This window comes from Vibrio mediterranei, assembly GCF_900088415.1.
GTDB lineage: Bacteria > Pseudomonadota > Gammaproteobacteria > Enterobacterales > Vibrionaceae > Vibrio > Vibrio mediterranei.
Genome location: NZ_FLLQ01000002.1, coordinates 429,184 through 453,476 on the forward strand (window position 1 = coordinate 429,184; position 24,293 = coordinate 453,476).

At 45.3% G+C, this 24,293-nt stretch carries 22 protein-coding genes, 1 tRNA gene and 1 riboswitch; of the genes, 13 read left to right on the forward strand and 10 right to left on the reverse strand.

Translation table 11 applies throughout. The features are described from left to right. Positions 1-11 precede the first annotated feature (11 nt). Positions 12-818 (reverse strand): uroporphyrinogen-III C-methyltransferase, encoded by an 807-nt coding sequence (gene cobA / locus VME0621_RS08040; protein ID WP_231892929.1) that lies wholly within the window; start codon positions 816-818, stop codon positions 12-14. 427 nt (positions 819-1,245) lie between these two features. Between cobA and VME0621_RS08050 the strand changes: the two genes are divergently transcribed. The 3 genes from VME0621_RS08050 (at position 1,246) to VME0621_RS08060 (ending at position 5,955) form a co-directional block, all read left to right on the forward strand. After that, the gene (locus VME0621_RS08050) at positions 1,246-3,735 is read left to right on the forward strand and encodes a molybdopterin oxidoreductase family protein (protein WP_062462821.1); all 2,490 of its coding nucleotides are present in this window, start codon (positions 1,246-1,248) and stop codon (positions 3,733-3,735) included. A 193-nt stretch (positions 3,736-3,928) separates the two neighbouring features. Next, positions 3,929-4,591 carry a potassium channel family protein gene (locus VME0621_RS08055; protein ID WP_062462818.1) on the forward strand — a complete coding sequence of 221 codons (663 nt, stop codon included), beginning with the start codon at positions 3,929-3,931 and terminating at the stop codon, positions 4,589-4,591. After that, positions 4,588-5,955 (forward strand): TrkH family potassium uptake protein, encoded by a 1,368-nt coding sequence (locus VME0621_RS08060; RefSeq protein ID WP_062462816.1) that lies wholly within the window; start codon positions 4,588-4,590, stop codon positions 5,953-5,955. The genes VME0621_RS08055 and VME0621_RS08060 overlap by 4 nt, the downstream gene beginning before the upstream one ends. 49 nt (positions 5,956-6,004) lie before the next feature. Here the strand turns inward: VME0621_RS08060 and VME0621_RS08065 are convergent, their stop codons facing one another. Next, positions 6,005-6,991, reverse strand: coding sequence for a glycosyl transferase family protein (locus VME0621_RS08065; RefSeq protein WP_006072956.1), 987 nt, complete (start codon positions 6,989-6,991; stop codon positions 6,005-6,007). A 434-nt stretch (positions 6,992-7,425) separates the two neighbouring features. Here VME0621_RS08065 and VME0621_RS08070 point away from each other — a divergent pair, with 434 nt between their 5' ends. Beyond that, on the forward strand, positions 7,426-8,196 hold the full coding sequence (locus VME0621_RS08070) for a glycoside hydrolase family 16 protein (RefSeq protein ID WP_062462813.1): 771 nt from the start codon (positions 7,426-7,428) through the stop codon (positions 8,194-8,196). Positions 8,197-8,365: 169 nt separating this feature from the next. Continuing rightward, entirely contained in the window at positions 8,366-9,169 is an 804-nt protein-coding gene (locus VME0621_RS08075; protein WP_062462811.1) for a Cof-type HAD-IIB family hydrolase, read from the forward strand. A 41-nt stretch (positions 9,170-9,210) separates the two neighbouring features. On the opposite strand, the gene moaE is transcribed toward VME0621_RS08075, so the two are convergent. The 5 genes from moaE to moaA form a co-directional block, all read right to left on the reverse strand. Next, entirely contained in the window at positions 9,211-9,669 is a 459-nt protein-coding gene (gene moaE / locus VME0621_RS08080; protein WP_006072953.1) for a molybdopterin synthase catalytic subunit MoaE, read from the reverse strand. A gap of 1 nt (position 9,670) precedes the next feature. Beyond that, entirely contained in the window at positions 9,671-9,916 is a 246-nt protein-coding gene (gene moaD, locus VME0621_RS08085; protein ID WP_006072952.1) for a molybdopterin synthase sulfur carrier subunit, read from the reverse strand. Then, positions 9,913-10,392: a cyclic pyranopterin monophosphate synthase MoaC gene (moaC, locus tag VME0621_RS08090; RefSeq protein ID WP_006072951.1), complete on the reverse strand. Its 480-nt coding sequence runs from the start codon at positions 10,390-10,392 to the stop codon at positions 9,913-9,915. Before moaC ends, moaD begins: the two co-directional genes overlap by 4 nt. Positions 10,393-10,408: 16 nt before the next feature. Then, positions 10,409-10,921 carry a molybdenum cofactor biosynthesis protein B gene (gene moaB, locus VME0621_RS08095; RefSeq protein ID WP_006072950.1) on the reverse strand — a complete coding sequence of 171 codons (513 nt, stop codon included), beginning with the start codon at positions 10,919-10,921 and terminating at the stop codon, positions 10,409-10,411. Positions 10,922-10,965: 44 nt separating this feature from the next. Then, positions 10,966-11,955, reverse strand: coding sequence for a GTP 3',8-cyclase MoaA (moaA, locus tag VME0621_RS08100; RefSeq protein ID WP_031494455.1), 990 nt, complete (start codon positions 11,953-11,955; stop codon positions 10,966-10,968). After that, positions 11,944-12,081, reverse strand: a riboswitch (molybdenum cofactor riboswitch). (Overlaps the previous gene by 12 nt.) A 171-nt stretch (positions 12,082-12,252) precedes the next feature. Between moaA and VME0621_RS08105 the strand changes: the two genes are divergently transcribed. Beyond that, positions 12,253-13,137: a YvcK family protein gene (locus tag VME0621_RS08105; RefSeq protein ID WP_038229524.1), complete on the forward strand. Its 885-nt coding sequence runs from the start codon at positions 12,253-12,255 to the stop codon at positions 13,135-13,137. Between the two features lie 63 nt (positions 13,138-13,200). On the opposite strand, the gene luxU is transcribed toward VME0621_RS08105, so the two are convergent. From luxU to uvrB, 3 genes are all read right to left on the reverse strand, one after another. Continuing rightward, positions 13,201-13,548: a quorum-sensing phosphorelay protein LuxU gene (gene luxU / locus VME0621_RS08110; protein ID WP_006072947.1), complete on the reverse strand. Its 348-nt coding sequence runs from the start codon at positions 13,546-13,548 to the stop codon at positions 13,201-13,203. Further along, the gene (gene luxO, locus VME0621_RS08115; protein ID WP_062462808.1) at positions 13,545-14,942 is read right to left on the reverse strand and encodes a quorum-sensing sigma-54 dependent transcriptional regulator LuxO; all 1,398 of its coding nucleotides are present in this window, start codon (positions 14,940-14,942) and stop codon (positions 13,545-13,547) included. Before luxO ends, luxU begins: the two co-directional genes overlap by 4 nt. A gap of 132 nt (positions 14,943-15,074) precedes the next feature. Continuing rightward, positions 15,075-17,105, reverse strand: coding sequence for an excinuclease ABC subunit UvrB (gene uvrB, locus VME0621_RS08120; RefSeq protein ID WP_062462805.1), 2,031 nt, complete (start codon positions 17,103-17,105; stop codon positions 15,075-15,077). A gap of 486 nt (positions 17,106-17,591) precedes the next feature. On the opposite strand from uvrB, the gene VME0621_RS08125 reads away from it, so the two are divergent. The 7 genes from VME0621_RS08125 (at position 17,592) to VME0621_RS08155 (ending at position 24,227) form a co-directional block, all read left to right on the forward strand. After that, positions 17,592-17,667: transfer RNA gene (locus VME0621_RS08125), tRNA-Asn, on the forward strand. Between the two features lie 304 nt (positions 17,668-17,971). Beyond that, a complete protein-coding gene (gene rsxA / locus VME0621_RS08130; protein WP_006072943.1) occupies positions 17,972-18,553 on the forward strand; it encodes an electron transport complex subunit RsxA in 582 nt (193 codons plus the stop codon). Further along, the gene (gene rsxB / locus VME0621_RS08135; protein ID WP_006072942.1) at positions 18,553-19,134 is read left to right on the forward strand and encodes an electron transport complex subunit RsxB; all 582 of its coding nucleotides are present in this window, start codon (positions 18,553-18,555) and stop codon (positions 19,132-19,134) included. Before rsxA ends, rsxB begins: the two co-directional genes overlap by 1 nt. Positions 19,135-19,142: 8 nt before the next feature. Continuing rightward, positions 19,143-21,857 carry an electron transport complex subunit RsxC gene (gene rsxC / locus VME0621_RS08140; RefSeq protein WP_065311674.1) on the forward strand — a complete coding sequence of 905 codons (2,715 nt, stop codon included), beginning with the start codon at positions 19,143-19,145 and terminating at the stop codon, positions 21,855-21,857. Beyond that, a complete protein-coding gene (gene rsxD, locus VME0621_RS08145; RefSeq protein WP_062457749.1) occupies positions 21,857-22,903 on the forward strand; it encodes an electron transport complex subunit RsxD in 1,047 nt (348 codons plus the stop codon). The genes rsxC and rsxD overlap by 1 nt, the downstream gene beginning before the upstream one ends. A 5-nt stretch (positions 22,904-22,908) precedes the next feature. After that, a complete protein-coding gene (gene rsxG / locus VME0621_RS08150; RefSeq protein WP_062457752.1) occupies positions 22,909-23,541 on the forward strand; it encodes an electron transport complex subunit RsxG in 633 nt (210 codons plus the stop codon). Next, positions 23,538-24,227, forward strand: coding sequence for an electron transport complex subunit E (locus VME0621_RS08155; RefSeq protein ID WP_006072938.1), 690 nt, complete (start codon positions 23,538-23,540; stop codon positions 24,225-24,227). Before rsxG ends, VME0621_RS08155 begins: the two co-directional genes overlap by 4 nt. The last annotated feature ends 66 nt before the right edge of the window (positions 24,228-24,293 follow it).

Here is a 24,293-nt window from a genome sequence, read left to right on the forward strand (position 1 = left end):
TCCTTTCATAATTACGCTGTCAGCTGTAATTTGTGTTGTTGATTTTGTTTTGGTGATTCCATCAATACTCGTTCGTTGAGCTGCGACAGCCACTGCATTTGCTCGGCCACTTTAACCACTTGGCCAATTACAATGAGAGCAGGCGACTGAATTTGATGACTATCTCTTAACTCGACAAGCTCATCCAAACTGCCCAGCACCGTTCTTTGTGCTGGGCAACAGCCGTTTTCAATTAACGCTACAGGGGTAGACGCCGATAAACCTGCGTCTATAAGAGAGCTCGCAATCATCTCCGCTTTGCTTAATCCCATGTAGATAACGAGAGTTTGATTCAGGTCAGCCAGTGCTTTCCAATGTATGTCCAATTCCTTTTCGGCATGGGCGGTGATAAAAGTACACCCTTGAGCTAAACCGCGATGAGTAAGCGGGATATCAGAGTATGTGGTGCACCCCGAAGCAGCCGTAATGCCAGGAATAACATCAACATCAAAGCCTTGTTTTTTGAGTAGTAGCATTTCTTCTCCGCCACGACCGAATATAAAGGCATCGCCCCCTTTAACTCGGCAAACTCGTCCACCTCGATGGGCATAGTCGATTAAGGTTTGGTTAATTTGCTGCTGGGTATAGCTATGGCAACCCTTAGCTTTGCCAACATAAACCTGCTCGCTGTTGGATGGAAAAAGTGCCTTGATCTCTTGGCTAACGAGATTGTCAAAGATAATGACATCAGCAGATTGGATTGCTCGAAGAGCCTTAACCGTGAGCAAATCAGGATCGCCCGGTCCAGCACCCACCAATGAGATATGATTACTTCTCATACTATTTCCTTGCATGGCATTTCTCCTTATAGACAGGCGAAATTTTTTTATTCGCTTGCCAACTTAGAGGCAATAAGGATGCCAGCGATGATAATAGTCTCGTTATTTTTTGAATAAACTCTTTAAAAACAATGAAATATAATTTCAGCCTTTGATTTAGAAACACAAAAACAACACCCACAAAAATCCAATTAGAGAAGATTTTGAGCATTTTTAGTGCGATAAATCCCAAAACAGTGCAAATAAACAATAAATAACTGATATTTTGTCAAAAAAGCCTATATACCACTTTAGTGGTATATAGGCTAACCATTTGTATTAATTGACTATATTAGGGATAAATACATATTTAACCCAACAACGCCCCAATGGCGCGCGTTTTGCTTTCAACAACAATTAACGGAAATTATCAGCAAGGATAAAGGTTATGACTAAAGAAGGCTGGATTAAGACAACATGTGCCTATTGCGGAGTCGGTTGCGGTGTTGAAGCGAGACCAAAAGCAAACGGTCTTCTGGAAATAAGAGGCGACAAACAGCATCCCTCCAATTATGGCAAACTGTGTACCAAAGGTATCGCACTTGGGGATACGGTCATTACCGACGGTCGCCTTTTATCACCGATCCATCGCACTCGCAGCATTGATTCTTTAGAGGAAAAGTCTATGACTTGGGATGAGGCGACGTCTCTTGTCGCTGAGCAATTCCAGAAGGCCATTCAACAACATGGTCCTGACTCTGTCGCATTCTATGTATCAGGTCAGTTGCTCACTGAGGATTACTATGTCGCCAACAAACTCATGAAGGGCTTTATTGGCAGCGGCAATATCGATAGTAATTCCAGGTTATGTATGGCCTCGAGCGTCGTAGGCCATAAACGTGCTTTCGGCAGCGATACTGTCCCCGTGGTCTATGAAGATGTCGAACTGGCTGACTTGGTTGTCATTACTGGTTCTAACTTGGCGTGGTGTCATCCGGTCCTTTTTCAACGCTTAAAGACTGCTAAGCAGAATAATCCAAATATGAAAGTGGTGGTAATTGACCCTCGTCAAACCGCAACTTGTGAGCTTGCCGATCTACACCTCGCCATTCAATCTGGCAGTGATGTTGCTCTGTTCAACGGACTATTGAATCATCTCTCACTGACGGGACAGCTCAACGCAAACTACATAGAACACCATACGCAAGGGTTTGATGACGCGTTGGCCGTTGCGAAGCAGACGGTCGACGTTGGTTCCATCACAGGGCTAACTCAATCGCAACTTGAAGAGTTTTACACTCTATTTGCTAACACCCCAAAAACCGTCACCATCTATTCGCAAGGCATTAATCAATCCAGCAGTGGCTCGAACAAAGTCAACAGCATTCTAAATTGCCATCTAGCTACAGGTAGAGTTGGACAGCCAGGAATGGGGCCCTTCTCTGTCACTGGGCAACCTAATGCAATGGGAGGAAGAGAGGTAGGTGCACTGGCAAACACATTAGCAAGTCATATGGAGTTTGATAATCCACAGCATCACTCATTAATTAGTGAGTTTTGGCAAACCTCCACTCTTGCCACTAAGCCTGGTCTTAAAGCGATCGACCTATTTGACGCAGTCGAAGCAGGAAAAATCAAAGCGATTTGGATCATGGCAACTAACCCCATGGTGAGTCTACCTAACTCAGAAAAAATAAAATCAGCGCTACAAAAATGCCCGTTTGTGGTGGTCTCAGATTGCATTAAGGAAACCGAAACAGCCCAACTAGCTGACGTGCTTTTACCCGCACAAGGTTGGAGCGAGAAATCGGGCACAGTCACCAATTCTGAGCGCCGTATTTCAAGACAACGTCGATTGCTTCCCAGCCCTGGCATGGCTAAACCTGATTGGTGGATAGTAAGCAAAGTGGCAATGAAAATGGGTTTCACCAACGCTTTTAATTATTTACATGAGGGGCAAATCTTCAACGAGTATGCTCGCATGACGACCTTAGGTAATGAGGGCGGTCAACAGCGTGATCTGACATTAAGTGGGTTAGCTCAGTTGGATGACAAAGGCTATAACACGCTGGTTCCGCAACAATGGCCAGTGTTAACGTTACAAACCGATATCGTCAACCAGCGGCTGTTTAACCAACATCAGTTTTATACTGCTGACCAAAAAGCACACTTTGTCACCACGGGTTATGAAGCCCCGCAACAAACAGCAAGCAATGCGCTGCCTATCTTGCTTAACACTGGCCGGACGCGAGATCATTGGCACACCATGAGCCGCACTGGATTGTCACCTAATCTGGCCTCTCATACTCCAGAACCGTTTGTAAACCTGCACCCTGATACGGCGCTCATGTGGGGACTTAAATCCGGAGACATCGCAGAGCTCTCCAACCCACACGCCAATATTCACATGCGGGTGGCGGTAGATTCCGGCGTGACTGCTGAGCACGCCTTTGTACCCATTCACTGGAACTTGGCAACCGCCAGTAATGCCAAAGCGTGTCAACTTATCTCGCCCAATACTGACCCTTTTTCTGGCCAACCCGAATTCAAACATACCCCAGTATCAATAGAGCTTTGGCCAAAACAGTGTGAAGCGCTGCTCATCAGCCGCACCCCGTTAAGCCTCATTGACATGGATTACTGGGTGAAACAGAAGGTTGAATCCGGCTACTTGTATCGTATCGCCTCGAAATGTGATGCCATGTCGCTCATCGTACAGCTCACAAACATCATTGCTGTAAAGAACAACAAAACGCTGTCATTTGATGGAGGTATTACGGATTTGGAACATCGCAAAGCAGTCATTAGCGCCAATGTTATGCAACGAGCCTTTATCGTAAAAACCTCGATACAAGAACATGACCTAGACTGGTTGACATCTTTGTTTGAGCAATCAGTCAACGACCATCTGGAAAGCCAGTTTATGAGTCGAGCCTAATCTCCTCAACATAGCCGAATCGAATAGAGCATTGACCTGTCTACGTTTTAGGCGCTTAATGTATATTTACGTGAACCGCTGTTATTGTCAGATAACACTGAAATTTTTATCCGATAATTAATACTATATTTAAACAACAGCCACCTAGCGTTAAGCTCCGAATGCATAAAAACAAAGTAAGCAGGTAGATATTATGAAAGCAGTGACCAAACAATACGCCGTGATTGGTTTAGGGCGTTTTGGAATGAGTATCTGTAAAGAGTTATCTGAAGCCGGTGCTCAAGTTCTTGCTATCGACATCAATGAAGATCGTGTAAAGGAAGTGTCTAAAATCGTCGCACAAGGCATTATTGCCAACTGTACGATAGAAGAAACCGTTGAAGAGCTCAGACTGAATGAGTTCGACATGGTGATGGTATCCATAGGTAATGACATCAATGCCAGTATTCTCACCACACTGGTGCTTAAAGAAGCCAAAGTGAAGAAAGTGTGGGTTAAGGCGAATGACAAGTTCCAGTACAAAATCTTGCAAAAGATAGGCGCAGATAAAATCATCATGCCTGAAAGAGATATGGGTATCCGAGTAGCGCAGCGTATGCTTGATAACCGAGTGATTGCTTTCAATGAACTAGGAAGTGGCTTAGCGCTAACCGAAATCGTCGTTGGCAATAAGTTAATGGGCAAAACTTTGGCTGACGTCGCTATTTGCCAAGCTAGCAATATTAAAGTGCTGGGATTCAAGCGCGGTCCTGAGCTAGACGCCAACCCTAAAATGAGCCAAACACTTGAAATTGGTGACATGATCATTGTTGCTGGCCCAGAAAAAGACCTGCACGAAAAGATCAGATTGTCATGAATCGTCGTTTCCAGAAAGGTCTGATTTACCCAATTAAACTCAATAAGAAATCAGCGGTACCGTCAGAGCCTTACCTTATTGTAGCGAGTTTTCTGGCAGTTTTAGTGCCCTCTGCTTTGCTACTGACACTGCCCGTATTTTCGGTTACTGGATTGAGCTTTAGCGACGCATTCTTTACGGCGACATCCGCTATCAGCGTGACTGGACTTGGCGTGGTCGATACTGGCCAGCATTTCACGACTTCAGGAAAAGTGTTGCTGATGCTATTGATGCAAATTGGCGGCCTTGGGCAAATGACGCTTTCAGCGGTTTTACTCTACATGTTTGGTGTTAGATTAAGTCTGAAACAGCAAGCCTTGGCTCAAGAGGCGCTTGGCCAAGATCGCCGTGTCAATATTAAAGGGTTAGTAAAGAAAATCATCATTTTTGCCTTCATTGCGGAAGCTATTGGTGCGGCTGTCTTAGCAATGCGCTGGGTCCCCGAAATGGGCTGGTCACAAGGGGTGTTTTATTCGATTTTTCACGCGATTTCCGCCTTTAATAACGCCGGCTTCGCTTTATTCTCAGACAGTATGATGAGTTTCGCGTCAGAACCAATCGTCCTGCTGGTTTTGTCTGGGTTATTCATCTTCGGTGGGTTGGGCTTTACCGTGGTCAGTGATCTTGCCATCAACGGTAAGAAAGGCTTTTCTCGACTGGGGCTACATACAAAAATCATGCTCACTGCAACACCCATCTTGTTGTTGGGCGGCACACTCTTTTTCTTCTTACTGGAACGCACCAACCCAGACACTTTAGGGGCTTTACCTCTTGGTGGACAATGGCTCTCCGCATTCTTCCAGTCGGCAAGTGCTCGTACTGCTGGCTTTAATAGCGTTGATATCGCTCAGTTTGGGCAACCTGCACTACTGATTATGATTATCTTAATGCTGATAGGTGCAGGCTCTACATCGACAGGTGGTGGTATTAAGGTATCGACATTCGCAGTTGCCTTCTATGCCACATGGGCATTCTTAAGGCAGAAACAATACGTGGAGATCTTTAATCGCACTGTTAGTTGGCAGACCGTCACTAAGTCGCTAGCAATCATAGTGGTGAGCGGCGCTATTTTGACTATCGCCATGTTCTTACTTATGGTCACCCAACAGGCAAAATTTGAACAAGTGTTGTTTGAAACCATATCGGCATTTGCTACCGTCGGACTAACAGCAGGTTTAACTGCTCAGCTCAATACCGAAGGTAAGTGGATTATGATTGTCGTGATGATTATTGGTCGTGTTGGACCACTAACCTTAGCCTACATGCTAGCCAGACCAAAACCGACATTACTAAAATACCCTGAAGACAACGTCCTGACAGGTTAATAACGGTAAACTAAAACAGGCGCGGTCAATGGCTGCGCCTGTTTATTACTTAACAACTTGAGTGTGGAGTCTCGCAATAACCATTCCAGTATTGGTTTGCTTTCTCGGATGCTTGTTGCCAATCCCCTGAAATTGAAAACAGCGCTGCCGTCAATGTGGATACAACGGTATTTGCCATCAACTGCATTTCTTCTTGCGGTGTCTGTAATGGACAGTGTTGTGGAAGCGCTAGCTCGGCCATACTTTCTTCAACGTACTCAGAATGAATCGTATCGGATTCGACCCACCACACAGTTTGGCTTACTTTCGGATTGTATTCCGTTTCACCACCTTGTCCCTTGAACGATAGCATTCGTTGATAGTCATTGTTGTCTCTTCCATGTCGAGCGAGAAGATGTTCGACTTTGGCGTGCAGTTCTTGGAAACCCGGGTGAAAACTTCCTCGCATACCAAAAGGTGCATTCGCTGGATTCAGGGCTCGAATAACGGTATTGATCGGTGTTCTTAAACCGTAGCGATGCTTCCAATCCAACATTTTCTTGGCGAGTGGACAAAAGTGGTTCAGCGGTAAATAGGCAATATTATCGCGGTCAAGAAGTTGCTGTGCATGCGCTAAATCCTCCGCTTTGGAAATATTCAGTGTACCCAAACAGTCTTTTGCATGTAAGCGATCACTTTCTTTATCCAAGTCGCCATGCAACACCACCCGTACACCATGTTCCGCCAAAATGCTCGCAGCAATAAGATGCCAAGGTTTTCCCGATGACTGCCCTACTCTTTTACCCGCATATAATGGCCAATCGAAATCAGCGCTAATATCTGGGTAATGAGGTTTCAAACCTTCCACGAAGCCCGCGATTTCCTCTGGGGTTTCGTCGCGGACGCGGATAAGCATCATCAACATAGCCATTTGATCATCACCGATCTGTCCATCGATAAACTCTTCCATCACTTGCTTAGCTTGTTCCTGAGTTAACGGACCACGTCCACGAGACCCACGGCCAACCGTGCGAATACACTCTTTAATAATCGACAAACTTAATCCTTTTTATATGTACTGACTCACCCATTGTAATCCAAGAATTAGCCATCGCCACAACATATCCCTTACTCAATAGAAAAAAGGTGCGCCTCGAATGAATGAGAACGCACCGTCGCCAACTGATTATTAGTGAGACACTTTATGTCACGCTTCTTATTTAGAAGTCTTCATGTCACTGCAAGAACATTGCCAGTTATTAAAGTCACTAAATATCAACAATTTGTATCTATTTCTTTGTATTTACCACGTCTTACTGTGATCTATCATCATGCAGTTGCACCAATAGTGTGATTCTTAACTTTGTTGTTTCTCAAAACTGTTACAACGCTCTGATGGATTGTCAGTCGTCCACAACTACTATAAAGAGCGGGCCATAACAGCGATTTCAGCCCGAGGTGAAAGCTCTAAGCCAATGAAAGGACTCGATAATGAAAACAACGACTACAACACTTGCCATGGTGTGTCTTGCCACTTCTGCCGAGGCTGGGAAAGCATTTGACGACCCGCTGATCTCATTAGACACCAATCGTTGGTTTATCGCCGACGGGTGGGAGAACGGTTATCCGTTTTTAAATCGATGGCAGCACGACCACGCAGAATTTAGTCCACAGGGGTTGGCACTCAACTTATCCAATATCATCGACAATCATGGCTATCCAGATATCGTATCAGGAGAGATACGCACTCAAGGCTTTTATGGGAACGGCTGTTTTGAGGTAGAGATGAAGCCTGTCAAAGCAGAAGGTGTCGTCAGCGCGTTCTTCCTGTTTGCAGGTCCCTACGATCAGTCTGAAGGTGGCAATGGAACCCATAACGAAATTGACATTGAATTTATTGGCCTGAACACCAACTTGGTACAGTTTAATTTTTGGAGTAACGACGATAGCTACGAGCAGCGTAATGAATATATTCACTACCTAGATTTTGACGCCGCAGATGAGTTTCATAAGTACGCCATAGAATGGAATAAAAACACCATAAAATGGTACATCGACGATGAACTGGTATACAAAGTGCGCAATACTAAAACACAACCTATTCCTAGCCAAACCGACACGAAACTAAGAGCGATGATGAATATCTGGGCCACCGCGCCAGAGTTCTCAAACTGGGCTGGGTTGTATGATCAAAGTACTGGCGCTCACCATTCGGCCCACTATCGAAATTTCCGTTTCACACGTTCGAAATGCAATAACTAGCTATCTCTTAAGGTGATTTTGAGTGTGATAAGAACCCATTCACCCAACAACTAAACCGTCTGTCGTCAACGTGACTAAGTCATTAACTAAGATTCCAGTTATTTACTTCACCATCGCGTCGATTTACGTATACTGCACACGTCTCTTACCATTTGAACAGCGATAATATATGCACAGTACAATCAAGTTTATAGCAACGGACATGGATGGCACACTGCTAGACCCAAACGGTCAACTGACTCCAGATTTTTTCCCTCTCTACGAGCGTATTAAAGAGCAAGGTATTCACTTTGCACCAGCTTCCGGCCGTCAGTACTACAGCCTTAAAGACATGTTTTCTTCTATTCAAGATGAGCTGATTTTTATCGCCGAAAATGGCACGCTGGTCATGCAAAACGATGAGGAGCTTTACAGCTGCACATTAGATACGGCGGCCGTAAAAGAGATCATCAAAACAGCCCGATCTATAGATAGCACTTATATGGTTCTATGCGGTAAGCACTCAGCCTATATTGAAACTCAGGATCCTAGAGCGCTTGAGGAAATCCGTAAATACTATCATCGATGCGAATATGTCGAAGACCTACTCTCTGTCGAAGACGATTTTATCAAGGTCGCTATCTGCAACTTTGACGGCGCTGAGCAACATGTCTTCCCAACCATCAATGATCATTTTGGCAATGAATATCAAGTGGTGGTAAGCGCAAAAATATGGTTGGATGTCATGAATAAAGAAGCCTCAAAAGGGGCTGCTATTCGTTTCTTGCAACAGCATTTAGGGTTTAAGTTTGAGGAAACGATGAGCTTCGGTGACTACTTCAATGACGTTGAAATGTTAAAAGAGAGCTACCACTCTTACGCTATGGACAATGCACATCCTGAGATAAAGAAACTGAGTCGCTTTATTGCTCCAAGCAACAATAAAGCAGGTGTATTGAAAGTGGTAGACAAGTACTTAGCCACCATAGAGTGATACAAAAAGAGCATATCATCGACATGCTCTTTTGATTTAGATTATTTTTCTTGCCAGCGTGCCGCCGCTTCAGCGTCGGAGTCTCGTGACTCAACCCAACGCGTCGACTCTGTGGTTCGCTCTTTCTTCCAAAACGGAGCTTTGGTTTTAAGGTAATCCATTATGAATTCGCAAGCTTCAAACGCAGATCCACGATGAGCACTAGATACTCCAACGAATACGATTTGGTCACCGGCATCCATATCACCCACGCGATGAATTACACGAATACCATTTAACATCCAACGCTCTTCTGCTTCATCACAGATCTTTTCCAACGAACGTTCTGTCATTCCCGGATAGTGTTCTAGTGATAAACCGGTAACATTGTCGCCTAAGTTCATATCGCGAACTTTGCCGGTAAACGTGACAATTGCACCCGACGCTGTACCTTCAGCTAACGCATCGTATTCAGCGCCCACTGAAAAGTCTTCGTGTTGAACGGATACTCTTAAGGTCATGTTAACCTCCCGTTACCGGTGGAAAGAAAGCCACTTCATCGCCGTCTTGAACTTTCTCATCCAGAGCAACAATATTTTGATTAAGAGCAGCAAGCAACTTACCACTTTCAAGAGCTAGTTCCCACTTACCTTGCTGAGCGGCAAGATGGGCTCGAATATCTTCGATTGTGGCAAACTCAGCAGCAAGCTCCACACTGTCTTGACCAATCAGCTCACGAGTTTGTGCAAAGAAAAGTACTTTAATCATGATTCCACCTTGAAGTGTCCTGATTTTCCACCCGTTTTTTCGAGTAGACGAACGTTTTCAATAACCATGTCTTTTTGTACCGCTTTACACATATCGTAAATAGTCAAAGCCGCCACAGACGCAGCTGTTAACGCTTCCATTTCTACGCCAGTTTTACCTGCTAGCTTACAAACAGACTCGATACGTACTTTGTTTTCCGCTTCGATAGCTTCCAGCTGTACTTCCACTTTAGACAGTAACAACGGATGGCACAAAGGAATAAGATCCCATGTTTTCTTAGCCGCTTGAATACCTGCGATACGTGCAGTAGCAAACACATCACCTTTGTGATGGTTGCCTGAAGTAATCATCTGCAGAGTTTCTGGTGCCATGTGAACAAAAGCTTCGGCCCTTGCTTCACGCACCGTCTCGGCTTTAGCCGACACATCGACCATGTTTGCTTCGCCAGAGGCGTTGATATGGGTAAATTCGGACATGACTTTCCCTAGATGATTACTTACTTAGATGAGGCATGAAGTTACATGGGCGGTGGCTAGCATCAAGTTGCTGCTTGATGATCTTTGTCCAACCTGTGCGACATGCTCCAGTCGAGCCTGGCATCGCAAAGATAACCGTGTGGTTTGCAAAACCTGCGATTGCACGAGATTGGATAGTTGATGTGCCAATTTCCTCGTAAGAAACTGCACGGAATAGCTCACCAAAGCCTTCCACTTGTTTGTCGAATAGTGGAACGAGTGCTTCAGGCGTGCTGTCACGAGAAGTAAACCCCGTACCGCCAGTGATCATTACCGCTTGCACACTCTCATCAGCGATCCATTTCGACACCACTGCGCGAATTTGATAGATATCGTCAATAACGATTTGCTTATCCGCCAGTGTGTGGCCTGCTTCTTGTAGATTCTCGACTAAAAAGCGACCTGACGTGTCATTTTCTTCGGTACGTGTATCCGATACGGTTAGCACTGCGATATTTGCAGGCACGAACTTGCTTTCTGCGTGACCCATGATTATTCACCCTATAAAATTTTTACGTATTTTTTCGCGGTCTATTAGCCGCCGATAGATGCCAAATGCGGCGTCATCCCTGAATTACCGTCATGCAGGAAATGACTGACTGATTTGGTCTGTAATTGTGCTTGAATTCGTTCGATCAGAGCGCTCTCTTGAGCGTCTTCTTGAAGTAAGTCGCGTAGCTCTACACCATGGTCACCAAATAGACAGAGGTGCAGTTTGCCCATTGCCGACACACGTAGACGATTACAACTTTCACAGAAGTTTTTCTCGTATGGCATGATAAGGCCGATCTCACCTTGGTAGTCCGCATGAACAAAAACTTGAGCTGGGCCATCATTTTGACTTCGAGCTTTCAAGATCCAACCGTTGGCAATCAGTTGATTACGAATGTCAGTGCCGGAGACATGATGCTTGTTAAATAGCTCGTCCATTTCACCAGTTTGCATCAACTCGATGAAACGCAATTGAATCGGACGATCTTTGATCCAGTTAAGGAAGGCAGGAAGCTCTTTGGCATTGAGATCTTTCATCAATACCACGTTGACTTTGACCTGCTCATAGCCGACTTCAAACGCTCGGTCGATGCCAGACATCACTTCAGTAAATTTGTTTTCACCGGTGATCTGGTGGAACATTCTTGGATCGAGACTATCTACACTTACATTGATATTGGTAAGGCCAGCTTGACGCCATGTATCAACTTGTTTAGCCATTCGATAACCATTGGTCGTCGTTGCTACCTTCGTAATACCCGGTGTATTCGCTACCGTTTCAATGATCTGAGGGAAATCTTTGCGCAAGCTCGGCTCACCACCAGTGATTCGTACTTTGGAAGTACCACAATCTGCAAACGCGGTAACCACGCGTTTGATTTCTGGAAGCGTCAAAAAGGCTGGTCTTTTGTGACCAGGCGGTTTGTAGCCATCAGGGAGGCAATATGTACACTTGAAGTTACAGACATCTGTAACCGAAAGACGCAAGTAATAGAACTTGCGATTAAATTTATCTTCGAATTGTTGCGCCACGGAACACCTTTCCAAACACGGGAGGCACAATCATTTCCAATTATGCCCTTGTGACAAATTGTCACTGGCTCTAGAAGCTTATCTTTGGTTCGACTTAGCGCGTAGAGCTCGGAGTTATGGCAGTTACCGCATAATGAGTCGGTAACAGCTTTTGAGTAAAATACTCAATAACGGTATGGTTTTCCAGCCTTCATGTCAAAAAACCTTACATATTCGTCATTTTTATTATAGTTGAGTATCTCAAATGAACAATTTAACCTATGTTACAAAGTTCAGATAACTCAAAAGAAGTATAAGATGAGCATATATTCATCAAAGAAAGTCGTGGCCATTGGTGGTGGTCATGGGCTAGGTCGTATGTTGGCGGCTTTGAAGGAATTTGGCGGGAATGCTACAGGTATCGTAGCTACTACAGATAATGGTGGATCTACTGGGCGCATCCGAGAATGTCAAGGCGGCATCGCTTGGGGTGATACTCGTAACTGTATTAATCAGCTTATTACCGACCCGTCTATTGGCTCCATGATGTTTGAGTACCGCTTTAAAGGTTCCGGCGATCTCAACGGTCACAACCTTGGCAACTTAATGCTCACTGCGCTAGATAACTTGTCCGTTCGTCCACTTGAAGCCATACATTTAATCCGCAAGCTTCTCGCGGTTGATGTCAATATCATTCCAATGTCAGAGCATCCATCTGACCTAACAGCACTTTCAGTCGATGGTAAGTGGGTGACTGGTGAGACATCCGTTGATGAGATGGAACAAGATTTACAAAGATTGGATCTCGACCCCGTCGTGCCCGCCACCAAAGAGGCGGTAGAGGCGATTACTCAAGCCGATTGTATTATTCTCGGACCGGGCAGTTTCTTAACCAGTATTATGCCACCGCTGCTTCTCGCTGATTTGAGCCAAGCTATCTGCCAGAATCAAACTGCTAAAGTCGTATTTGTCGAAAACTTATCACCCGAATATGGCCCAGCCGGCCGCATGACATTAGAGCAGAAGCTGGTGTGGTGTGAACGTGCACTTCAAGGCAGAAAACTGGACGTTGTTTTAGGTGAAGAAGCACACTCTGATATTTGCAGTCAATGGAACTGCGTTACCCTTCCTCTGGCATCGCCAAATAGAGATTGGCGTCATGACCGAGTAAAACTAAAGCATGCTATCGAGTCACTGCTTTAATAATTGATGCAAAAGAAACGGGGGCGCCAAATGGTGCCCCCGTTTTGCAACTCGGTGATGACATTATTTAATCGACTCTAAGAATTCTATATAGCAAGAGTGTGTTTCCGAAAGATTCGCCAGCATACTGTCGACCTGGGCTTGATCTTCTCGTAATTTGCCACCTTTCACTTGAGCGTCGATATCAATAGCAAACTCACACAGTGACTCAGCTCCGAAGCTAGCTGCACTGCTCTTAAGCGCATGGCAGATTTCCTTCATGTGCGACATTTTTTCGGTTAAGTCACCTTCACTTAACTGCGCCTGATAAGTCACCAACTCTCCGGTGAAAATCCCTAGAAGAATAGGAATGTTATCTTGACCAATCTCGCGAGTGAGCTGCTCTACTTTTTCTCGATTCATAAACTTCATGCTTTCTTCTCGCTTGCATTCCATGCCTGTATTTTGCGGTAGATTGTCGAGGGACTCACGTCCAAGTGTTTCGCTGCTTGTGGAATGTTACCGTCACACGCTTCTATCGCTTGCTCTATGGTGGTTTTTTCAGTTTTCCACAAAGGTTGGATGTCCTGTGGCCCAAATGATACTGATACCACATTACTTGAGTTTGCGGGCTTAACCGCTGGCTCATTCAAAGGCGGCGGCAACATACTTAACTCTATTTCTTTACCCTGATTCAATACCACCACATTGCGCAATACATTCTGCAATTGGCGAACATTACCTGGCCACTCGTACTGAATGAAGCGGTCAATGACGTCTTGAGCAAAGCGCACAAAACTCTTACCTTCTTCATGCGACATAAAGCCTAATAACGAGTAGGCAATTTCAATCACATCTTCTTCACGCTCTCGAAGCGGTGGCAAATGAAGAGGGATAACATAAAGTCGGTAGTATAAATCTTCTCTAAATCGCCCTTCTTGTACTTCTTTCCAAGGATCTCGGTTGGTCGCACATACGAAACGTACATCCACTTTCTTCATACGTGAAGACCCCACTTTTTGGAAGGTACCCGTTTGAATAAAGCGCAGTAGTTTAGTTTGTAGATCAAGATCCATTTCACAGAGTTCATCAAGAAACAGCGTGCCGCCATCAGCGAGTTCTGCCGCACCTTGTCGGTCACTTGCCGCCCCCGTAAAGGCACCTTTGACATGTCCAAACAGCTCACTCTCAATAAGATCTTTTGGTATGGCGGCACAGTTGATCGCAATAAATGGCTTATCGCCTCGTTTACTCGCAGCGTGGATCGCCTCTGCGCACACTTCCTTACCTGTACCACTTTCTCCAGTAATAAAGATACTGGCCTTACTGGAAGCGGCAGAGTCAATAGTGCGGTAAACCGCCTGCATGGGTTGGCTGCTGCCAATGAATCCTTGGTAGTTTTGGCTACTAGAATCATTAATCTCATTACGTAGCTTAGAAGCTTTGCGGATGGCGTTGGTTACCGTCACGCGAAGTCGATCGGCTTCGCACGGTTTGATTAAAAAGTCCTGCGCGCCATGCTGCATAGCGTCTACCGCAATGTCGATAGAACCATGAGCTGTCATAAAGATGACTGGAACATCGGGATTGAACTCTTTTACAGCGTCCAATACATCCATACCCGTCATGTCGGGAAGTCGTAAATCCAGTAGAATGAGGTCAGGCGTCCGGTGCGCTAAACTTTGAATTGCATCTCTACCGTTTCCAACGATATTGATATCTATACCCAATGGAGATAGATATGAGCGATACAGCGCAGCAACGGAAGCCGTGTCTTCTACCATAAGTAGATAGCGAGACTTGGGCTCGTCGAATAGTTGTTGCATAGTTCCTAGCTAACTGTTGATTATAATTTGGTCTTTATCAGAATATTCGCATTTTGCAATTTTTATCCAATAAAGACCATTTTTATTTTGCTGTTTATATTTGAAACAGCCTATCAAACTCAACCAAAACTTTTAACTATTAGCAATAAAATGCTGTCTAAGTTTTTCTATTTCATCACGTTTTTCTGCGGCTAGTTCAAATTCTAGGTTCTGAGCATGCTGGTACATCTCTGCTTCTAATTTTAGAATTTGTTTTTCTAGATCTTGAGGTGATAGTGCCACATACGCTTGAGAAGGCTCAGCCACTTTCGATAACGGTACTTGTTTTCCTTTCTTGGGCTTACCACCCTTGGCCACGCTGCCAATCTCCATAATATCTTTGATATTACGTTTCAAGGCCATCGGGACCATACCGTTTTCAACGTTATAAGCATGCTGCTTTTCACGACGGCGGTTGGTTTCATTGATGGCTTTTTGCATGGAATTGGTAATGCGGTCACCGTAAAGAATCGCCTTACCTTTTAGGTTACGTGCAGCTCGACCTATGGTCTGAATCAGGGAGCGCTCAGAGCGCAAGAAACCTTCTTTGTCAGCGTCAAGTATAGCTACCAATGACACCTCAGGCATATCCAGACCTTCTCGTAGTAAGTTAATACCTACTAACACGTCAAATTCACCCAATCGTAAGTCGCGTATGATTTCAGTCCGCTCCACGGTATCAATATCTGAGTGCAAGTAACGTACTTTGACGCCATGTTCACTCAAATACTCAGTAAGGTCCTCGGCCATACGTTTGGTTAGTGTAGTTACTAACACACGCTCATCTATCGCGGCTCGAGCGCGTACTTCAGATAGCAGATCATCAACCTGAGTTGCTACAGGACGTACTTCAATTTCTGGGTCAAGCAAACCAGTCGGACGAACAACTTGGTCAGCGACATCGCCATCCGATTTTTCCAGCTCATAAGTACTAGGTGTTGCCGAAACAAAAATAGTCTGTGGTGCAATCATCTCAAATTCATCAAACTTGAGGGGGCGATTGTCTAACGCTGAAGGTAATCGGAATCCATACTCCACCAGCGTCTCTTTTCTTGAACGGTCCCCTTTGTACATGGCTCCAATTTGAGGCACGGTGACGTGAGATTCATCGATAATCAATAAACCGTCAGCAGGGAGATAGTCAAACAGTGTCGGTGGCGGCTCTCCCTCACTTCTTCCGCTGAGATAACGTGAGTAGTTTTCGATACCAGAACAGAAGCCAAGTTCGTTCATCATCTCAATATCAAATTGAGTCCGTTGCGAAATACGCTGTTCTTCAAGTAGCTTGTTATTATCTTTTAAATACGTCTGTCTAGCTGCTAACTCTACTTTGATATTCTCAATAGCATCTAAAATACGAGCTCTAGGCGTCACATAGTGAGTTTTTGGGTAAATCGTATAGCGAGCAATATCTCGCTCAGTAATCACTCCGGTAAGAGGATCAAAGAGACTGATGCAGTCGATTTCATCGTCAAACATTTCCAATCGAACCGCTTCTTGATCGGATTCCGCTGGGAAGATATCAATGACCTCCCCTCTAACTCGGAACTGACCACGCTCAAAGGCCACATCATTTCGAGAATATTGCAGTTCGGCCAGACGCAATAGAATATCTCGCTGGTCAATAACCGCACCTCGAGTAACATGCAACATCATCTTCAGGTAAGAGTCTGGGTCACCCAAACCATAAATCGCTGATACTGAAGCCACAATGATGGCATCCTTTCTCTCTAGTAATGCCTTAGTCGCAGATAAACGCATTTGCTCAATATGTGCATTGACTGACGCATCTTTCTCAATGAAGGTATCGGTGGTAGGTACATAAGCTTCAGGCTGGTAGTAGTCATAATAAGAGACAAAATACTCAACCGCATTATTTGGAAAGAAGCCTTTCATTTCACCATACAGCTGAGCCGCAAGAGTTTTGTTTGGTGCTAACAGAATCGCTGGTCGCTGAGATTGCGCAATCACATTGGCAAGCGTGAACGTCTTACCTGACCCGGTCACGCCGAGCAATGTTTGGTGTGCTAAACCAGAATCCAGCCCATCGACTAGCTGCGCGATGGCGGTAGGTTGATCTCCAGAAGGTTGATAATCCGAAACCAATTCGAAGTGTTTTGCCATAATGCGATTCCTTTGTTAACGAACCTAGTATTTCACCCCTAGCCGACAGAATTTGCAACCTAAAGCTCGCTATCGGGCAGACTTTTTGATATTGTATTCGCCCTGCTCGGCGTCACAGCCTAATAATTATTGTTAATTAATCCACGACTTTTCCCCAATCAATCGATAAAAGTGTCTTATTCACACAATTCTCAATTCTGACATTAATTTTACCTTTCCGTTTAACTCCAGAAAATTCAACAATTTACCATCAAAGCTTAAAACTTATTCACAACCTCTTGTTCTAGCATTTCACCTACTTCTAATTTGATACAGTGTAATTAACACATTTATCCACAAATTTGGTGGATAAGTAAAATAGCCTTATACCCAGCAAGGCATACAGAAAAGTAAAGTTTTTTCTTCGGATTTTTTTCTGCTTTTTTTCTCAGAAAAATATTGACTCTAACAGGTGGGATAGCTAATATTCGCCCCGCTTAAAGCAATTCCCCCTTAGTTCAGTTGGTAGAACGGCGGACTGTTAATCCGTATGTCGCAGGTTCGAGTCCCGCAGGGGGAGCCAAATTCCAAAAAGCCGTGTCGAAAGACGCGGCTTTTTACGTTTCAATGCGACGAAACTCGTACCGAGCTTTATGTCGCATAGCTCGCCGCCCGCGTCCGAGTTCCGCAGAGGCGCTTAACTCCAAAAGAGCCATGTCCTAATATGCGGCTTTTTGCGTTTCAGAAACCCAAAACTTCCCTTTCCTGATTTTAGGCTTAATACCTATACTTTTCGTACAAACAGACAAAACCTTATGTTTCACTGGTTGTTATTCGCTACGCAAAGCAGGATAATAACGGGATCGGAGCTCTTTACACTTATTATTATGACCGAATATTTCTTATTGTTGGTGGGAACTGTCCTCGTCAACAATTTCGTACTGGTAAAATTCCTTGGGTTGTGCCCTTTCATGGGTGTTTCAAAAAAACTCGAGACCGCAATTGGCATGGGGTTGGCCACGACATTCGTGCTGACACTTGCATCCGTGTGCGCGTACTTAGTGGAAACTTACGTATTAGTGCCTCTAGGCATTCAATATTTGCGAACCATGAGTTTTATCTTGGTTATCGCCGTTGTCGTACAGTTCACTGAGATGGTGGTTCATAAAACCAGCCCAACGCTTTATCGTTTGCTAGGTATTTTCCTACCCTTGATCACCACTAACTGTGCAGTTTTGGGCGTGGCGTTACTTAACATCAACGAAAACCACAACTTTATCGAATCCATTATCTATGGCTTCGGAGCGGCGGTGGGTTTCTCTTTAGTTCTTATCTTGTTTGCTTCAATGCGTGAACGTATTGCCGCTGCTGATGTGCCAGCTCCCTTTAAAGGAGCTTCAATTGCCATGATCACAGCGGGGCTAATGTCTCTAGCATTTATGGGCTTCACTGGGTTGGTGAAACTGTAATGACGACAATTCTTATCGCAATTATTGCTCTTGTTATCTTAGCGGCCGTTTTTGGGGCCGTTCTCGGTTTTGCTTCGATTAAGTTTAAAGTGGAAGCTGACCCAATTGTCGACCAAATTGACGGTATTCTGCCTCAAACACAATGTGGACAATGTGGCTACCCTGGCTGCCGCCCTTATGCGGAAGCTATCGCAAACGGAGACGCTATTAACAAGTGTCCTCCCGGTGGCCAAGCAACTATTGAGAAGCTTGCTGACTTAATGGGTGTTGAAGTCGAAGACTCGGCTCATGACGCAGAAAAGTCGATAAAGAAAGTGGCTTTTATCCATGAAGATATGTGTATTGGTTGTACGAAATGCATCCAAGCCTGCCCAGTAGACGCTATCGTTGGCGGAACAAAAGCACTACACACTGTTATCAAAGACGAATGTACTGGCTGTGACCTATGCGTTGCCCCATGCCCTACTGACTGTATTGAAATGATTCCTGTAAAAACAACCGCTGATACATGGAAATGGCAGCTAGATGCTATTCCTGTTGTCAATATTTCCGAAACTCAAACACAAGCTAGCGGTGAGTAGGGAGCGTCATGTTATCACTTATTGAACAAATCAAATCTGGTTCTCTTTGGGATTTCCCCGGTGGCGTACACCCACAAGAAAACAAGAAACAATCCAACCAAAGCTCTATCGCCAAGGCAAATATTCCAAATGAGTTAGTGATTCCACTCAAACAGCATATAGGTAAATCAGGCGATATATTAGTAACTGTGGGTGAGCGTGTCTTGAAAGGACAACCTCTCAGCCAAGTCAATGCAGCATTTATGCTGCCGATTCACGCGCCAACATCTGGAATGATAAAGGCCATTGAACCGCGCACTATTGCACATCCTTCAGGTTTGAGCGACCTATGCATTGTTATCGAAGCTGATCAACAAGACGAATGGTTCGATCTCAACCCATGTGATAGTTATCTTGATGAGCTACCAGAGTCCTTGATAGAGCGAATCCGCTTAGCGGGTATTTCTGGTATGGGCGGCGCAGGTTTTCCAACTGCAAGAAAAATCCAGTCTGGCTTACAACGCACTGAGATTCTAATTCTCAACGCGGCCGAATGTGAGCCCTATATCACTGCTGATGACCGCTTGATGCAAGATAAGACGCAGGAAGTCATTGAAGGTATTAAGATCCTCAATCACATTCTCAAACCAAAGCTGACAATCATTGGTATTGAAGACAATAAGCCTGAAGCCATTAAAGCTCTGGAGCAAGCAGCGACAGATGAAGATATCGTCATTCGAGTCATTCCAACTAAATATCCATCTGGTGGCGAAAAGCAGCTCATTAAAATACTTACCAACCTGGAAGTCCCTGTAGGCGGTATTCCTGCTGATATTGGTTTGATGGTGCAAAATGTTGGCTCGGCTTACGCAATCAAACGTGCTGTTTGCGATGGTGAGCCTTTGATTGAGCGCGTTGTTACTTTAACAGGGAAAACCTTTAAACAACCACGTAATGTTTGGGCATTGATCGGCACTCCTGTGCAATCTTTATTGGATCAATTTGGTTACAAAGCCGATAAAAAATCTCCACGCTTAATTATGGGCGGCCCTATGATGGGCTTCACATTGCCTCATGCGAATGTGCCAATTACTAAAACAGCGAACTGTATTCTAGCTCCGACTTATCGAGAGATTGATCCTCGTTCACATGAAATGTCATGCATTCGTTGTAGTCAATGCGCAGAAGCTTGTCCTGCGTCCTTGTTACCTCAGCAGTTACAGTGGTACGCGAAATCTCAAGAATACGATAAGTGTGAAGAGTTAAACCTCAAAGATTGTATCGAATGTGGAGCGTGTGCTTTTGTTTGTCCAAGTGAGATCCCTTTAGTTCATTACTATCGCCAAGCTAAAGCCGAAATTCGTACTCGAAAACAAGAGTCTGAGGCAGCAGAACGAGCCAAAGTTCGATTTGAAGAGAAGAAAGCACGTCTAGAGCGTGATAAAGCTGATCGAGAAAACCGCTTCAAGAAAGCCGCTGACGACCGCCGCAAACAAATGAAATCATCTGGCGGCGATGATGCCATCGCTGCTGCGATTGAACGCGTAAAAGCACAGAAGTCCACTTCTGCAACGAATGAAGTTAAGCCTGCAGTTGCCGCAGCCATAGCTCGAGCCAAGGCTAAACAAGCGGAAGCCGCTAAACAAGGACAAACAGGTCCAGACAATTCCGAAATGGCCAAGTTGCGAGAAGAGCGTAAACGCTTGGCTAGAGAGCGAAAAGCAAATAAGCCAGCTGAAGCGGATAATGTACAAAACTTAGACAACACTGAGCAAGACCCTAAAAAAGCGGCTATTGCCGCTGCATTAGCAAGAGCAAAAGCGAAGAAAGCTGCTCAACAGTTACAAGCTGAAGAATCATCAGGTGAAGAGTCTCAGACGTCGAAAAAAGACGCTGTTGCCGCTGCAATTGCACGTGCTAAAGCAAGGAAGCAAGCCGCAACTGAAGCCGAGCCGGAAACTCAAGATACCGATGCACCTGCTAAAGAAGATCCGAAGAAAGCAGCCGTCGCTGCCGCTATCGCTCGTGCTAAAGCGCGTAAGCAAGCCGCTGTCGAAACCGAGTCGGAAACTCAAGACACCGATGCGCCTGCTGAAGACGATCCGAAGAAAGCAGCCGTCGCTGCCGCTATCGCTCGTGCTAAAGCGCGTAAGCAAGCCGCTGTCGAAACCGAGTCGGAAACTCAAGACACCGATGCGCCTGCTGAAGAAGATCCAAAAAAAGCTGCCGTTGCTGCCGCTATTGCTCGTGCTAAAGCGCGTAAGCAAGCCGCTGTCGAAACCGAGCCAGAAACTCAAAACACCGATGCGCCTGCTGAAGACGATCCGAAAAAAGCTGCCGTTGCTGCCGCTATTGCTCGTGCTAAAGCGCGTAAGCAAGCCGCTGTCGAAACCAAGCCAGAGATTCAAGACTCCGAAGCTCCTGCTGAAGACGATCCGAAAAAAGCTGCCGTTGCTGCCGCTATTGCTCGTGCTAAAGCGCGTAAGCAAGCCTCTGTCGAAACCGAGCCGGAAACTCAAGACACCGATGCGCCTGCTGAAGACGATCCGAAAAAAGCTGCCGTTGCTGCCGCTATTGCTCGTGCTAAAGCGCGTAAGCAAGCCGCTGTCGAAACCGAGCCAGAGATTCAAGACTCCGACGTTCCTGCTGAAGACGATCCGAAAAAAGCGGCAGTTGCAGCCGCAATTGCACGCGCAAAAGCGAGAAAAATTGAAAAAGAACAAAATAACAAGGAGAACAACTAGTGTCTTTCTTTATTGCTAGCTCTCCACATGCGCACAGTCGTAAACGCACTCCAGATCTAATGAAAGGTGTGGCGCTTTGTGCGTTGCCAGGTCTGATAGCGCAAACATACTTTTTTGGTTGGGGCACCGCTATTCAACTGTGTTTAGCGATCATAGTCGGCTTGATACTCGAAGCGATCGTAATGCTGTTTCGTAAGCGCTCTCCAATCTCTGCTCTTCGTGACTATAGCGCGCTCGTCACGGCTTGGTTATTGGCAATTGCTATACCGCCACTCTCTCCTTGGTGGGTATTAGTCATCGGCTTAGTATTTGCAATCATCATTGCTAAGCATTTATATGGCGGCCTAGGACAAAACCCGTTCAACCCAGCGATGGTAGCCTATGTTGTTCTGCTGATTTCCTTCCCGGTTGAAATGACCAGTTGGATTACGCCTCATTCACTCTCCAGTGAGCCTGTTACTTTCACCGATGCATTCTCGCTCATTTTCTCGGGTTTTGATGCTGACGGGTATTCATTACAGCAAATTCGTACTGGTATTGATGGTATTACCATGGCGACACCACTTGATGCTTTCAAAACGGGTATTAAAAATGGCAACACTATTGCGGAAGTCGTTCAACAGCCTATATTTGGCGGTCTAGCAGGTATTGGTTGGGAGTGGGTGAACCTTGCTTATTTGGCGGGTGGCCTTATCTTACTTAAGCTACGAATCATTCAGTGGCACATTCCTGTTGCGATTCTTGCCTCGTTAACCGTAATTAGTGGTCTATTCATGCTGTTTACACCAGGCGCGACGGCATCACCAATATTACACCTGTTATCTGGTGCAACAATGCTTGGGGCATTCTTTATTGCTACTGACCCAGTATCAGCCTCAACAACAGTAAAAGGCCGATTGATATTTGGTGCATTTATCGGCGTGATGGTCTTCGTGATCCGTACTTGGGGCGGCTTCCCTGACGGTGTCGCCTTCGCTGTTCTGCTAGCGAATATGTGCGTTCCCCTCATTGACTATTACACTAAACCAAGAACATATGGACATTAATCACCATGTTGAATGCAATTAGAAAAAATGGCTTAACTTTGGCTATCTTTGCCTGTGCTTCAACAGGGGTAGTCGCTGTTACGCAGTATCTAACCAAAGATCAGATCGTTCGCCAAGAGCGAGCACAACTTCAAGCGACGCTTAATGAAGTTATCCCGCATGAACTGCATGATAATGAACTTTACGCATCTTGTACTTTGGTGAGTGATCCAGCTCTTGGAACAACACAGCCACAGCCGGTCTATATCGCGACCATTAATAATGAACCCAAAGCCATGGCTATAGAGTCAATAGCACCTGATGGCTACAATGGCGCAATTAAGATCATTGTTGGTATGGATATCGAAGGCACGATCTTAGGTACTCGGGTTCTGGCCCACCAAGAAACACCTGGACTAGGCGATAAAATCGACCTAAGAATTACTGACTGGGTGCTTGGCTTTACAGGCAAGCAAGTCACAGAAGATAATCAGTCACAGTGGGCCGTGCGAAAAGACGGTGGTCAATTTGATTCTTTCACTGGCGCCACAATTACACCACGTGCCGTCGTTAAGGCCGTGAGGAATACAGTAAACTACGTGAACACCCATCGCGATAAGATATTAAACCAACCACTAAATTGTGGAGGTGAAGAGTGAGTACTTCTAAAGAGTTGTTAAAAAATGGCCTATGGAATAATAACCCCGCGCTAGTTCAGCTTCTTGGCCTATGCCCTCTCCTTGCAGTGTCATCCACAGTGACGAATGCGTTGGGTCTTGGCCTTGCGACTTTAGCGGTGTTAGTCGGTTCCAACGTGACCGTTTCTCTTATCAGAGACTACGTCCCCAAAGAAGTTCGAATCCCTGTCTTTGTAATGATCATTGCCGCGCTAGTTACCTGCGTTCAGTTATTAATGAATGCGTACGCTTATGGACTGTATTTATCCCTCGGTATTTTCATCCCTCTTATTGTGACCAACTGCATTATTATTGGGCGAGCAGAAGCGTTTGCCTCCAAAAATGCGGTGCTACCAGCGGCACTTGACGGTTTGTGGATGGGGCTAGGCATGACTTCAGTACTGGTCGTTCTTGGTGCCATGCGCGAACTTATCGGCAACGGTACTCTATTTGATGGTGCTGATTTGTTATTGGGGCCGTGGGCGGCGGCACTTCGTATCGAAGTATTCCAATTTGATAGCCAGTTCTTACTCGCCTTGCTACCACCAGGCGCATTTATCGGGGTTGGCTTTCTCATCGCTCTGAAAAATGTTATTGATAAGCAAATAGAGCTTCGTCAACCGAAACAAGAAAAACAGCAGATAGAACGCGCTCGTGTAACGAACTAATCACCATCTATAACAAGCCCAAGACTTTGCTAATCTTGGGCTTTTAATCACCGGAAGAACCCACTA

Excerpts from the sequence above, each read along its gene's own strand:
- moaB (WP_006072950.1), bottom strand. The coding sequence starts at position 10,921 with ATGGGTCACGCAGAAAGCAAGTTCGTGCCTGCAAATATCGCAGTGCTA.
- VME0621_RS08105 (WP_038229524.1), top strand. The coding sequence starts at position 12,253 with ATGAGCATATATTCATCAAAGAAAGTCGTGGCCATTGGTGGTGGTCAT.
- VME0621_RS08060 (WP_062462816.1), top strand. The coding sequence starts at position 4,588 with ATGAATCGTCGTTTCCAGAAAGGTCTGATTTACCCAATTAAACTCAAT.
- VME0621_RS08070 (WP_062462813.1), top strand. The coding sequence starts at position 7,426 with ATGAAAACAACGACTACAACACTTGCCATGGTGTGTCTTGCCACTTCT.
- rsxC (WP_065311674.1), top strand. The coding sequence starts at position 19,143 with ATGTTATCACTTATTGAACAAATCAAATCTGGTTCTCTTTGGGATTTC.
- cobA (WP_231892929.1), bottom strand. The coding sequence starts at position 818 with ATGAGAAGTAATCATATCTCATTGGTGGGTGCTGGACCGGGCGATCCT.
- rsxA (WP_006072943.1), top strand. The coding sequence starts at position 17,972 with ATGACCGAATATTTCTTATTGTTGGTGGGAACTGTCCTCGTCAACAAT.
- VME0621_RS08055 (WP_062462818.1), top strand. The coding sequence starts at position 3,929 with ATGAAAGCAGTGACCAAACAATACGCCGTGATTGGTTTAGGGCGTTTT.
- luxU (WP_006072947.1), bottom strand. The coding sequence starts at position 13,548 with ATGAAGTTTATGAATCGAGAAAAAGTAGAGCAGCTCACTCGCGAGATT.
- rsxG (WP_062457752.1), top strand. The coding sequence starts at position 22,909 with ATGTTGAATGCAATTAGAAAAAATGGCTTAACTTTGGCTATCTTTGCC.
- moaE (WP_006072953.1), bottom strand. The coding sequence starts at position 9,669 with ATGACCTTAAGAGTATCCGTTCAACACGAAGACTTTTCAGTGGGCGCT.
- uvrB (WP_062462805.1), bottom strand. The coding sequence starts at position 17,105 with ATGGCAAAACACTTCGAATTGGTTTCGGATTATCAACCTTCTGGAGAT.
- VME0621_RS08075 (WP_062462811.1), top strand. The coding sequence starts at position 8,366 with ATGCACAGTACAATCAAGTTTATAGCAACGGACATGGATGGCACACTG.
- rsxB (WP_006072942.1), top strand. The coding sequence starts at position 18,553 with ATGACGACAATTCTTATCGCAATTATTGCTCTTGTTATCTTAGCGGCC.
- luxO (WP_062462808.1), bottom strand. The coding sequence starts at position 14,942 with ATGCAACAACTATTCGACGAGCCCAAGTCTCGCTATCTACTTATGGTA.
- VME0621_RS08050 (WP_062462821.1), top strand. The coding sequence starts at position 1,246 with ATGACTAAAGAAGGCTGGATTAAGACAACATGTGCCTATTGCGGAGTC.
- moaD (WP_006072952.1), bottom strand. The coding sequence starts at position 9,916 with ATGATTAAAGTACTTTTCTTTGCACAAACTCGTGAGCTGATTGGTCAA.
- moaC (WP_006072951.1), bottom strand. The coding sequence starts at position 10,392 with ATGTCCGAATTTACCCATATCAACGCCTCTGGCGAAGCAAACATGGTC.